The organism is Pseudomonas sp. FG1 (genome assembly GCF_034313875.1).
Taxonomy (GTDB): domain Bacteria; phylum Pseudomonadota; class Gammaproteobacteria; order Pseudomonadales; family Pseudomonadaceae; genus Aquipseudomonas; species Aquipseudomonas veronii.
This window is the reverse complement of the sequence record NZ_JAVIWP010000001.1, coordinates 3,718,712-3,731,060: the sequence shown is the minus strand read 5'-3', so window position 1 is coordinate 3,731,060 and position 12,349 is coordinate 3,718,712. Positions and strand designations below refer to the sequence as shown.

The window sequence follows — 12,349 nt, the reverse complement described above, 5'->3', positions numbered from 1 at the left end:
ACAACTCGCGCATGGTGGAGAGGCGCGAAATCCTTGAGATGTTCATCGCCCATTCGCTAAACAATCCAGCCAACGCAGCGCTTAGCCATCCTCGAGCACCGTGGCGAGCCAGCTGACTTGCTGCTGCACAGCCATGGACTCGCCCCAGCCACCCCCAAGGGCCTTGTACAGCGCCACCAATTGCACGGCGGCGTTGGTATGCGCCCGCGCGGCTGCGGTTTCGGCCTCGTGCAGGCTGCGCTGGGCTGCCAGCAGTTCGACCAGGGCGATGTCGCCCGCGGCGTAGCGGGCCTTGGCGTGGCCGTAGCTCACGCGCGCGGCATCCAGTGCCATGCCGCGGCGCTCCAGTGTGTCCAGCCCGCCGTGATAGTCGCCCAGCGCGCGCTCGGCATCGCCCAGCGCCGCCAGCACCGCCTGCTCGTAGGCCAGCGCAGCCTGCCGCTCGGCCGCCTCGCGTGCCCGAATTTCGGCTCGCACGCGGCCACCGTCGAACAGGCGCCAGGAAATCAGCGGCAGGATGGAAAAACGCGAGCTGGATGCATCGAACCAATTGCCCGTACTGAGCGCCTGGAACCCGCCGCCGACACCGATGGAGAGTTTGGGGAACAACTCGGCTGTGGCCACGCCGATGTCGGCAGAACTCGCTGCCAGGCGACGTTCCGCAGCCAGCACGTCAGGGCGTCGGCGCAGCATATCTGCGCGCTCGCCCACCGGCAGCGCCCGCAGCGTGCTCGGCGTCAAGGGGCCATCAAGCAGTGCCAGCTCCCGCTCCGGCGGTGTGCCCAACAGCACGCCCAGGCTGAGCACCGCGGCGCGCTGGCGCGCCTGGATATCCGGGATAAGCGCGTTGACTGCTGTCCATTGGGCGTACGCCGCCTCCACGTCGGCGGCCGACGCGTCGCCCAGGGCATGCCGCAGGCGCACCAATTCCAAGGTCTGCTGCAGCGTATCCAGCGTGGCCTGTTGTGTGTGCAACTCGTAGCGGGCGCCGGCGGCGGTGAACCAGGTGCGCGCGACCTCGGCCACGATGCGCATGCGTACGCCCTGTGCCTCGGCTTCGGTCGCCTCCAGGCGGGCGCTGGCGCCTTCCATAGCGCGCCGCTTGGCCCCGAACAAATCGGCTTCCCAGGCCGCGTCGAAGCCCGCATCGTAGATGGTCTGCGTGGCGTCAAGACCGGGAATGGAGCCGATGGGCAAGGGGCCGTTCTCGCTTTGACGGCGCCGGTTGACGCTCGCGCCAGCGCCGACGGTGGGCAATGCCTCGCCGGCCACGCGATCGCGCAGGGCGCGTGCCTCATCGATGCGTGCCGCAGCCTGGCGCAGATCCAGGTTCTGTGCCAGCGCCGTGGCCATCAGGCGGTCGAGGATCGGATCGTCCAGTGCAGACCACCAGTGGCTCAAGTCTGCGGACTGGGATTCGCTTGCCAACGGCAAGGTCCAGCCGCTGCCGACGTCGACCGGCGGCGGCTCGCGATAGTCGGGGCCCACGGTCGCACAGGCAGTCAGCAGCACGCAGGACAGGGCCAGCGCGAGCGGGCGCACGCGCCCAGGGGTCAGGCCGGTGACGGTTGCGCGAAGAAAGGGAGTGCGGGTCTTGGATTTCATTGCAGGCGTCCTCGGACGAATACGGTGGCCATCGTCAGCGTGGCAAGGGCGATGACCGCCAGCGGCCACAGGCTGGCGAGAATGTCACCGGGCGGCATGGCCTTGAGAAAGCTGCCTTCGACGATGATGAGGAAGTGGGTTAGCGGAATGGCCTGGGCCAGCCATTGCAGGACGACAGGCATGTTTTCCACAGGCGTCGCAAAGCCGGACATCAGCACCGCCGGCACGCCGATGGCGAACGCACCCAGGATGGCCTGCTGCTGGGTCATGCTGACCGCGGAAATCATCAGGCCGATGCCGACCACCGACAGGATGAACAGCACCAGGCTGGCGAGCAGAAGTGCAAACGAGCCAGTAAACGGGATGCCGAACAGGAATACGCCTGCGCTGATCATGAACAGGCCCAGCACGGTGCCAATTGCGAGTGCCGGCAGTGATTTGGAAATGATGATTTCCGGCGTCGAAGTGGGCGACACCAGCAATTGGTCGAAGGTGCCGAGTTCACGTTCGCGTGCAATCGACAGCGAGGTGATCAAGAGCGCGCTGAACAGGGCCAGGATGCCGGCGAGCCCGGGCACGATGAACCAGCGGTAGACCAGGTTCGGGTTGAACCAGTGACGCACGACCACGGGCGTTGGTGCTTGGGCGTCGGGCACGACCTCGGCGCCGACCTCGGCGGCGATGGTGGAAAGATAGGCCACGGTGATCTGGCCCGAGTTGCTGCGCCGACCGTCGACCAGCACCTGCGCGCGGCCGCTATCGCCGGCAGCAATCGAGCGCGAGAAATCCACCGGGATGGCGAGCGCGGCGATCACCTCGCCCCGGTCGATCAGCTCGTGCAGGTGCCGTTGACTATCCACGTGCCGCACGCGGGCGATGAATTTTGCGCTGTCCAGACGCTGCACCAGTTCGTGCGACCAGCGCCCCGCATCCTGGTTGTAGACGGCGATATCGACGTTGCGCACTTCCAGCGTCGCGGCAAAGGCGAAGATCAGCAACTGCAGGATGGGCGGCACGAACACGACCATGCGGCTGCGCGGGTCGCGCAGGACGCTGAACACTTCCTTGATGAACTGGGCGCGCAGGCGGGTGAACGAGAATGCGGAAGTCAACATCGTTTCACTCCAGGTTCTTGCGCGTGGCGCGCTTGGCGATCATGAAGAACAGCGCCCCGATTGCCGCCATTGCCGCCAGGTTTGGCAGGAATACCGCCCAGATGTCACCGACCAGGAACACGGTCTTCAGCGAGTCGACGAAGTAGCGGGCCGGAACCAGCAGGGTGATGGCCCGGATCGGTGCGGGCATGGCGTCGATTTCGTACAGGAAGCCCGACAACATGAAGGCCGGCAGGAAGCCCGTGAACAGCGCGATCTGCGCCGCGAGGAACTGGTTGCGCGCCAGCGTCGAGATCAGCAGACCCTGACCCAGAGCCGGCACCATGAACACCGCCGACAGGAGCAGCAGGGCCGGCAAGGAGCCGCGCATCGGGACGCCGAATACGAACACGGCCAGAGCCGCCGCGCCCAGCGTAGATAGCATGCCGAGCACGAAGTACGGCAGCAGCTTGCCGATCAGGATTTCGGCCACCGAGGCGGGCGTGGACAGCACTGCCTCCATGGTGCCGCGCTCCCACTCGCGCGCCACCACCAGCGCGGTGAGCATGGTGCCGATGATGGTCATGACGATAGCGATGGCGCCGGGGATCAACGCGCGGCGGCTCTCAAGCTCGGGGTTGAACCAGTAGCGCGGCTCCAGCACGATGGACTGCGCCGGTGCTGCAACGTCCAGCCCGGCACGCCAGGACTGCACCACGCCGCGGGCGTAATTTTCGACATAATTGGCCGTATTGGGGTAAGAGCCATCGGTGATGATCTGTACCAGCGGCTCGCAGCCACGCTGGGCCAGACGCTGCTCGAAATCCTGCGGAATCACCACGTAGCCGCGCAGGTCGCCGGAGACCAGCTTATCGGCCACTTCGCGCCGGTCATGAACGAAGTGCGTGTTCAGGAAGCGGGTGCCCGAAAACGCTGCGGCCAGCGACTGTGCCGATGCGCCGGGCGACTCCAGGACCACGCCAACACGGACATCCTTCGCATCCAACGACACCGCATAGGCGAACAGCAGCAGCAATACCACCGGCAGCACGAACGCGATCAGCAGCGTCGAGGGGTCGCGCAGCGCCTGGTAGCTTTCCTTGGTGACCAGGGCCATCAGGCGCCGCAGATCAAAACGGCGCAAGTCGGTCTGCTGTGGTCCACTCCCGCCTTTGTGCTTTGTGGCGCCGTTCATGTGGCGGCCTCCATCTCGCGGTCTGCCGACTCCACCAAGTGAATGAAGGCGTCCTCCATGGTCGGGTCGGGCCGTTCGGGGCTGATCGCCAAACGTTTGAGCGCGTCGGGCGTATCCAGCGCTATCAACTGTGCCTGTGAGAGCAGCGCCACGCGGTCGCAGTATTCGGCCTCGTCCATGAAGTGGGTGGTGACCATGATGGTCACGCCCTTGCGGGCCAGGCCGTTGATGTGGGTCCAGAATTCGCGCCGGGTGATGGGATCTACCCCTGAAGTGGGTTCGTCCAGAAACAGCACCGGGGGCCTGTGCATGAGCGAGCAGGCCAATGCCAGGCGCTGCTTGTGCCCCAGCGGCAGGGAATCGGGCGTGGCGGACAGCCAGTCACCCAGATCGAAGGTTTCGATCATCTCGGCGATGCGCTCGCGCCGCGTGCTCCCGTCCAGCTGGTACACCCCGGCCGAGAACTCCAGGTTCTGCTGCACCGACAGCAGTCCATAAAGCGAAAATTTCTGTGCCATGTAGCCGAGCTGGCTCTTGGCTGCGCCGGTGGCGCGGCGCAGATCGTGACCCACCACATGCGCTTCGCCAGCAGTGGGTTTCAGCAGGCCGCACAGCATCTTGAAGGTGGTGGACTTGCCGGCGCCGTTGGGACCGAGCAGACCGAAGATTTCGCCCTTTTGCACCTCGAAGCTGACGTTGTCGGTAGCGGTGAATTCGCCGAAGCGCTTGGTGAGATTGCGGCACGACACGGCAATGTCGGAACCCAGCTCAACCGGCGGCAGACGCTCGGCCAGCGTCGAAGTGCCGCCGGGGCCGCCACCGAGCAGATCGATGAAGGCGTCTTCGAAGCGCGCAGGCACCTGTGCCAGCCGCACTTGTGCCTGATTCGCCAGCGACTGGATCTCCCGGGATTGTGCACCGTCGCGCAGCACCAAGCGCACGCCGGCGCCTTGAATGACGCCATCGCTGACACTGGGCAGATCGAGTGCCTGGGTCAGGACCGCTCGGCGCTCGGCACCAACGTCTTCTAGCCGGAAGCTGCGGCCTTCGAGCTGCGCGGTCAGTGCTTGCGGCGGACCATCGAACAGGAGCTGTCCCTGGTTCAGCAACAGCACGCTCTCGCAACGCTCGGCCTCGTCGAGATAGGCGGTGGACCAGACCACGGCCATACCTTCATCGGTCAGCGCCTGCACCATGCGCCACAAGTCCTGGCGGCTGACCGGGTCGACACCCACGCCGGGCTCGTCCAGCAGCAGCACCTTGGGCCGCGCCATGAGCGCACAGGCAAGGCCCAGCTTCTGCTTCATACCGCCGGAGAGCTTGCCGGCGAGGCGCTTGGTGAAGGGCCCGAGCCGCGTGAAATCGAGCAGTTCGGCAAACAGGTCGGCATTGCGGTCTGCATCCATGCCGCGCAACTGCGCATACAGGCGCATGTTCTCCATCACCGACAAGTCTTCATACAGACCAAAGCGCTGCGGCATGTAGCCGCTGGCGACGTGAATGGCATCGTTGTCCTTGACCACGTCAAAGCCGGCCAGGGTGACGCGGCCGGCGTTAGGCACCAGGAGGCCGGTCAGAATCCGCATCAGCGTCGTCTTGCCGGCCCCGTCGGGGCCGACCAGACCCGTCAGCCGCCCATAGTAGATGCGCGCGCTCAAGCCCCGCAGGGCCTTTACGTCGCCGAAATGCTTGTCCACGTTTTCGATGACGACGGCAGCGTCTTCGCCCGCACCAGCAGGCATGGCGGTGATGGCAGGGCTTGTCTGCATTTCAACGCTCCCCCGGGATATTGGTGCCGGCTTTCGCATCGACCTCGATCGTCACCGGCATACCCTGGCGCAAGGCCCCGTCGCTATCGGCTTCGTCGATGACGATGCGCAGGCGGTACACCAGATCCGTGCGCAAATCCGTCGTCTCGACCGTCTTGGGTGTGAATTCGGCGCGTGGCGAGATGAAGCCAATCTGGCCGCGATAGAGCTTCTCAGATGAATCGCTTTTGACGCGCACCACAGTTCCGGGGGCGATGCGCCCCAAGTCCGACTCGCCCACGTAGGCGCGCACGTAAACCGGCTTGTCCAGGCTCAGGCTGTAGACCGCGCTCTGGCTTCCAACCATGCTGCCGGGCTCACGCACTCGTGCGATGACGGTTCCGCTACTGGGCGCCATCAACTCGGTGTCCGCCAGGGCTGTCGTGGCTTGCGCTGCGGCAGCCTGCGCGGCCGCGAGGCGAGCCTCCGCCGCGGCGATGTCTTCCTTGCGGAAGCCTTCGGCTGCTTGCGACAGGGCCGCCTTGGCTGCTTCGACGCCAGCGGCTGCCTGGTCTCGTGCCGTGCGGGCGGCGTCGACCGTACGCTGGCTGCTGGCGCCCGATGCCAGTAGGCCATTCTGGCGCTGGAAATTACGCTCGGTCTCGGTGGCGAGCGCCTGTGCCTGCCTGAGAGCCCCGCGCGCCTGGGTGATTTCCTGCGGCCGCAGACCACGGCGCAGCTTGGCCAGTTCCGCCTGTGCAACCTGCACCTGGGCTTGCGCCGCCGCAAGGGCTTCCCGATAGGGTTGCGCATCAAGCGCCGCCATGCGTTCGCCGGCGCGTATGGCATCGCCCTCATCGAAAGCCATTTCAGTCACGCGCCCAGGCTGGCGGAAGGCCAGTTGCACCTCGCGGATGTCAACGTTGCCGTACAAGCGCAGCTGACTGTCATCAGTACCTGCGCGCTGCATCCAGAAGAAGCCGGAACCACTTGCAATCGCGACGATGGCGGCAACGACGAGGGTACGTTTGGCTTTGTTGGAAAGGCCGTTGATCTTCATTGCCCGGCCTCCGAGTGGCGGACACCACGGCGGTAGATGGCGAACACCCCAGGCGCGTCACGGCGGATGCGCGCCACATCGCCCGCCAGCAACGACTGCATCACCAGCCCTTGAATTGTGCCGATGAATAAGACGACGGCCGCGTCCACATCCAGTTCTGAATGCAGCTCGCCTCGCGCCTTGCCGGCTTCGAGCAGTCGACGCAACCGCTCGCCATATTGGCGGGTCAATGTCTGTACCATTTTCTTGGGTAGGGACTCTCCCGGTCGCTGCAATTCCCCGAAGAGCATCCTCGGCACACCCGGGTGTTCGGCCACGAAGTCAATGTGCGTCTTGAAGATCGCCTCAAGGGCTGCGAGCGGTGACGTAGCGCCTTCTGCGGCCTTGTCCACCCGAGCCAGCAGGCGTTCCGTGACCCAGGACATCACCGCCTGCAGGATGGCGTCCTTATTCGGGAAGTGACGAAACAGTGCGCCCTGGGTTAGCCCCATGCGCTGCGCGATGGCAGTGGTTGTGATGTCGCTGGGATTCTGTTCGGCAGCCAGGTCGACGACTGCCTCGATGGTGGCCACACGCCGCTCATCGGCTGGTAGATGCTTAGGGTGTCCGCTCATCACTTGCGCTTCCAGAAGTAAGTAATCAATTACTAACTTATCACAACACAGGCACGCCGCAAGAGGAAACGCTCGAAAAGGAGATCACGATGAGCCGCAGAATAACTATCGGGCGGCTGGCAATGGCTGTCGCTATGCACGGTCAGGCCTGGTCTGCTCAGTCTGGCGTCGCGCTCGGCTGAAATCGGCCCGCAGCATGTGGTATGCCGGAATAGAACCGCAGCGCGTTCCTGGCGACACGTGAAGCACCCAAGCAACATTCAGGACGCCGTGAAAAGGGGGGCAGATTAGATTATTCAGTTAATGAATTGGCTGCTTCTGGCCGGTTTCTGCCTGCCGCAGCCGGCAGCTCCGGGTCGATTGCTGTCCGTCATGGCCGGCAGCTTTGCGTCGACTGCTGCCGATGAAGGAAGCAGCATTTCGAGTAGCGCAATGCAGATCCTTGCCATTGGCTGGATTCAGTAGAATACGGACCTCGAAAAATCTATAAATAGTTACAAACAGTAAAGCATTGAATTGTAAGAATAAAATCAATACTAACGGTTAGTAAGGGTCCGGATGAGTTGCAGTCGATCAGGGCGAAAACTGGCTGGGGTTTAGACATGGCTGCGCACGCTGCATGTGATGACGCCCCAAATCACCAGCTCGTCGCCCTCAAGCACGTACCTCGGTGGGTACTTTGGGTTCTCCGAAAGGAGAATCACCTCCCTGCCGCGAATGCAAAGGCGTTTGCATACGGGCTCGTTGTTGAGCAATGCCACGACGATGTGGCCGTGCGCAGGCTCCAGAGCGCGGTCCACCACCGCGAGATCACCTTCAAAAATCCCGGCGCCTTGCATGCTCTCCCCGGCGATTGAGACCAGGTAGACATGCGGGGCGCGAATGTTCAGAACCTCATCCAATGAGATGTGCGCTTCGATGTGGTCCGCCGCCGGAGATGGAAACCCGGCGGGCACTCGAAACGAACACAAGGGCAGCTTCAAGCCACCCTCGGCAATAGGGCCCAAAATCGAAAAGCTCATGACGGATCACTTCCAGAAACCTGTACAGATATACAGTTAACGTTGTACAAGTTTTGCGGTCAATTTCTTGTAAGAATATTCGGACAGATGGCTGAGCAGGCCCACGCTGATACAGGTCACGGTCGTGCGCCGCTCACCTGTGCTTCGTAGACGGATCGCCCGCTGGACTACGCTGACGTTAACCAGAGGGCTGAACATCGCGGACGACTCTCCCAGTACACCGGAAGCCATGAGCTCACCCGCGTGCTGAGCATGCCGAATGCCATGGTCAGTACCGTGGGCGATCAGCCCTTGGGACGCTATAACGGCGCACCCTCGAATCAGTTCGCACTCTTCCATCAGGGGGGTGACGTTCTAAACGCCGATATGGTGCGTTGGGGCTCGAAGCTGCATTGGGCGAAGGATAGAACCCCGGTGAATGCTAGGGTCGAGAAAGTTGCGCACGGTCCTTACTACAAGTCGATCTGGCCGCACCGAGCACTGGCTCCAATCAACAGTTGGTTGGAATGGGTGGATGAAGGCGGGCCAAAAAAGCAGCCGTATTTGATCCGCCGAAAGGACCTAGCGCCGATTTTGTGCGCTGCCATCGGTCAGTACCCGACGGGAGCCTGGGAGCCGCTGGAGCATGACGGCTTCGTGATCATCACCGCTGACAGCCAGGGAGGCATCGTGAAAATCCATGATCGCTGCCCTGTGGCGCTGAATGCGGAACTGGCGCAGGAATGGATCGACCCCGCCACACCCACAGAGCGCCCCAAACAAATTGTGCTGCTGCAGGGCGAACCTAGCGAGGTCTTCGAGTGGTTCGGGGTTGACCAGGCCGTGGGGAATGTTCGCAATCAGGGGGCAGCCCTGATCCAATCGGTTTCCTTATTCGATCCACAGAAATAGTGTTATTTACACTTTTCGTGTAACACCTGCCCTGCGAAACTTATTCCTACACATAGGCTACCGCACCCAATAAAATCGGGCACTTCAACAAAATTATAATTTCGTGGAACAACATAGTACGAAATCTTAAGCGAAAAATAGAGCAGGAGATCTACACGTAAAGTGTTGTTAACAGCTTATGAAACTACACTATTGAATCTCCTCTACCACCGGACATCTTTGCCACTAGGGCTAAAGGCGTATATACCCTCACACCACCGCAGCCGCCCTGCTTTAGGAGGGCTTAAGGTGTATGTCGTCGTCTCATTTAATTATTTCTTAAAACATCCGTTGACGACCGAGCCGATAAACATTTAGTTTATTAACAGCCCTACCCAACGTCCACAAACACCGCGCTTATCAGCGTGGCGAGTTTCTTTGCGAGAAGAAGAAATGAACATAGTTATTTTATTGACGGCGACTGTTGTATTGCTTATCAGGATCTCTGAGCTGCTGGAACGATGGGGCATTGGTTGCCCAGGCTTCTTTTTTTGATTTCAAACCGGGGAGCTGACAGTCTGCTCCCCTAGACTTGAGCGGGTCAGCCCGGGCGATCAGGAAATGAGCCGTTGCTGAGGAGCATCTCCCATCAAAACAACCTTCCTAGTGCTTCCGGTTTCCCAGTTCATTATCACCAGTTCACCGCTGAGCTAGGCCTTGCCGGGCTTTTTTTTCCAGCTGCTGACCGTATTGCCAGCCTTGGACCATCCAGGCGATGGCCGCCGAAGCGGCGACTAAAACGCATGGTAGAAGGCCGGCGACCAACACGCGGTATTGCAGCGGAATCAGGTCGACTAGACGCATAACACCGTCGGCAGGCCTCGACTACAGTTCCGTGCCAAGCAGTACTCAAGCAAGCGGTGACGCCCATTTGTCACCGCGCTAGGACAGCAACTCAGCTTGGGCTCAGGGCGCTGCAAACGATCCGCACAGTCGCGTCGAAATTCTCCGGAGTGAGCACATCGATTGGCGCACGCCTCTTAAGTCGCTCATGAGGCTCACAGACCGCCCGATAAAGCCTCCACGCACCGGTATCCGGAAACCTCGCTAACGCAGCAAGTACCAACTTGTGCCGCAGTGGATCAAGCTGCCAATCCGGAATGCGCTGACCACGATTCCCCAGGCTGAGGGACAGCAGACGCCGAGCCTTAATATCACGATTGATCTGATCTCGGGATTTACCAGCCAATTTAGCGAAAACAATTAACGGTAAATTACTAGCGGCCTCATAGATGGCAAGCATCTCGGCGCGTTCGCGCTGGATGTCAGACACGTGAGATTTATGCGGCATTTCAGTCGGGACCGAAAGAGGTACGACAGGCGACTGGTGCGGCACGATAAGAGCTGGTTCGCCGCTAACCGAAGCCTTGGGCACCGAGACGGTTGTCATTGGAAAGATGCCGTTGAACTGAATGGAGTTTGCGCTCGCGCTTTCCAGCGACGGCAGCGAAGCAGCACCCTCCAACCGGATGGTAAGCGGAGAGCTAGCCGCTTTCAGCTGGCCCTGCCCCCAAAGATCAAGACGGTTCGCCCAGTCCTGCATCATGGTCCGGCGCTGCTCCACGTATCCCGCGTGATTGTAGGCCGCGCTCACCTTGTCCGGATCAGCATGAGAAAGCTGAGCATCCACCCAAACCTTTGGATACCCGATCTCGTTCAGCGCCGTCGAGATCGTCGCCCTCATCCCATGACCGGTGAGTTGATCGGCATACCCCATCCGACGCAACGCGCCATTCAGCGTGTTCTCGCTGATGCGCTTGCTCAGGTCGCTTCGATGCGCAAACAAGTAGCGCTGTGCGGGGACAACCTGGTCCAGCAAGTGACGCACGATCTCCAGCGCCTGAACCGACAGCGGCACTATATAAGGCGGTACATTTTGAGTCTGCTTACCTGGCTTCCGCATCGCTAGCTGGAGTTGTTTCACCACTTCCGCCGGTATGACCCACAAGCGCTTCTCCAGATCGAACTGGTCGGGTGTCGCCAACCGCAATTCGCCCGTGCGGACACCGGTCAGCAACAACAACCGAAGGCCAAGCCGAGTTTGGTTGGCGCCACCGTAGTTTCGAAGAGCAGCCATCAATGCCGGAAGCTCGTCCATTCGGAGAAACGGATTGTGCGTCACTGGAGGCTTGGGAAATGCGACCACATCAAGATCTGAAGCTGGGTTGTGTTCCAGCCCCTCGATCTTCACCAACGCATAGCGGAACAACTGGTTGAACCAGGTCCGGCATTTTTCGGCGGTCGTTAACGCCTTGCGCTGCTCAATCCTGCTCAGCAAATCCAGCAGATCGTGACGATTGATATCGTAAATGGACCGCCCGCCCAGCATGGGCAAGACGTCTTTACTGAAGATTCTCAAGATCTGCGAGAGCGTGCTCTGGCGTCCTTCCTTCAGGCTTAGCCTGCGGAACTCCACCCACTGATTAAACACCGCTTCGAAGGTGTGCTCCTTCGCAGCATGAACAGCTAGTCGCTGTTGTTTACGATGCTCGTAGGGGTTGATGCCCTGGGCAACCAAGGCGCGCGCCTCATCACGTCGGACACGGGCTTCTTTAAGGCTGATTTGCGGATAACTACCGAGAGACATGCGTTTCTGCACGCCCGCCCAGTAATAACGGAAGAGCCAGACTTTTCCGCCTCTGGCCGTCACATTGAGAGTGAGACCATCACTGTCACCGAGGGTGTAGTCATTACCGGTGATTCGGGCATGCCGAACTGCCATTTCTGAGAGTGCCATCGCGAGCTCCTGAACAGAGTCAGGGCCAGATGCTCATCTCGCTACACAATCTGCTCCAGCATTAAACCGATTCAGTGCTCGTCAGAATCCTGGACTCAATTCTGGACTTAAACGCACCGGATAGTGCTGGATTTCAGTGGTTCCCGCTGGAACGAAAAAAGGGCCTAAAGGCCCTGATTTCAATCACTTACAGAATTCAGTGGAACTCTGTAGCGCAATATTTGGAGCGGGAAACGAGACTCGAACTCGCGACCCCGACCTTGGCAAGGTCGTGCTCTACCAACTGAGCTATTCCCGCGTCTTGGTGAGGCGCATTCTATAGAATCCTCAGCACCCGTCAACCC

At 61.0% G+C, this 12,349-nt stretch carries 9 protein-coding genes and 1 tRNA gene; 1 reads left to right on the top strand and 9 read right to left on the bottom strand.

Annotated elements, in window-relative coordinates:
• Positions 1-81: 81 nt before the first annotated feature.
• The 7 genes from RGV59_RS17340 to RGV59_RS17310 all read right to left on the bottom strand — a co-directional run bounded on the left by RGV59_RS17340 (position 82) and on the right by RGV59_RS17310 (position 8,338).
• Positions 82-1,605, bottom strand: coding sequence for an efflux transporter outer membrane subunit (locus RGV59_RS17340; RefSeq protein ID WP_256072299.1), 1,524 nt, complete (start codon positions 1,603-1,605; stop codon positions 82-84).
• Complete coding sequence (locus RGV59_RS17335; RefSeq protein ID WP_102617802.1) at positions 1,602-2,720, bottom strand: ABC transporter permease; 1,119 nt, start codon at positions 2,718-2,720, stop codon at positions 1,602-1,604. Before RGV59_RS17335 ends, RGV59_RS17340 begins: the two co-directional genes overlap by 4 nt.
• A gap of 4 nt (positions 2,721-2,724) precedes the next feature.
• Positions 2,725-3,894 (bottom strand): ABC transporter permease, encoded by a 1,170-nt coding sequence (locus tag RGV59_RS17330; RefSeq protein ID WP_102617803.1) that lies wholly within the window; start codon positions 3,892-3,894, stop codon positions 2,725-2,727.
• Positions 3,891-5,663 (bottom strand): ATP-binding cassette domain-containing protein, encoded by a 1,773-nt coding sequence (locus RGV59_RS17325; RefSeq protein WP_102617804.1) that lies wholly within the window; start codon positions 5,661-5,663, stop codon positions 3,891-3,893. The genes RGV59_RS17330 and RGV59_RS17325 overlap by 4 nt, the downstream gene beginning before the upstream one ends.
• 1 nt (position 5,664) lies before the next feature.
• Positions 5,665-6,702, bottom strand: a complete 1,038-nt coding sequence (hlyD, locus tag RGV59_RS17320) for a secretion protein HlyD (protein WP_102617805.1) — start codon at positions 6,700-6,702, stop codon at positions 5,665-5,667.
• Positions 6,699-7,316: a TetR/AcrR family transcriptional regulator gene (locus tag RGV59_RS17315; protein ID WP_102617806.1), complete on the bottom strand. Its 618-nt coding sequence runs from the start codon at positions 7,314-7,316 to the stop codon at positions 6,699-6,701. The genes hlyD and RGV59_RS17315 overlap by 4 nt, the downstream gene beginning before the upstream one ends.
• 596 nt (positions 7,317-7,912) lie before the next feature.
• Positions 7,913-8,338, bottom strand: coding sequence for a LexA family protein (locus RGV59_RS17310; RefSeq protein WP_014338712.1), 426 nt, complete (start codon positions 8,336-8,338; stop codon positions 7,913-7,915).
• A 162-nt stretch (positions 8,339-8,500) separates the two neighbouring features.
• Here RGV59_RS17310 and RGV59_RS17305 point away from each other — a divergent pair, with 162 nt between their 5' ends.
• The gene (locus tag RGV59_RS17305; protein WP_102617807.1) at positions 8,501-9,229 is read left to right on the top strand and encodes an SOS response-associated peptidase family protein; all 729 of its coding nucleotides are present in this window, start codon (positions 8,501-8,503) and stop codon (positions 9,227-9,229) included.
• 934 nt (positions 9,230-10,163) lie between these two features.
• On the opposite strand, the gene RGV59_RS17300 is transcribed toward RGV59_RS17305, so the two are convergent.
• Positions 10,164-12,005 carry a tyrosine-type recombinase/integrase gene (locus tag RGV59_RS17300; protein ID WP_102617808.1) on the bottom strand — a complete coding sequence of 614 codons (1,842 nt, stop codon included), beginning with the start codon at positions 12,003-12,005 and terminating at the stop codon, positions 10,164-10,166.
• A 222-nt stretch (positions 12,006-12,227) separates the two neighbouring features.
• Positions 12,228-12,303 (bottom strand) — tRNA-Gly (locus RGV59_RS17295).
• Between the last annotated feature and the right edge of the window lie 46 nt (positions 12,304-12,349).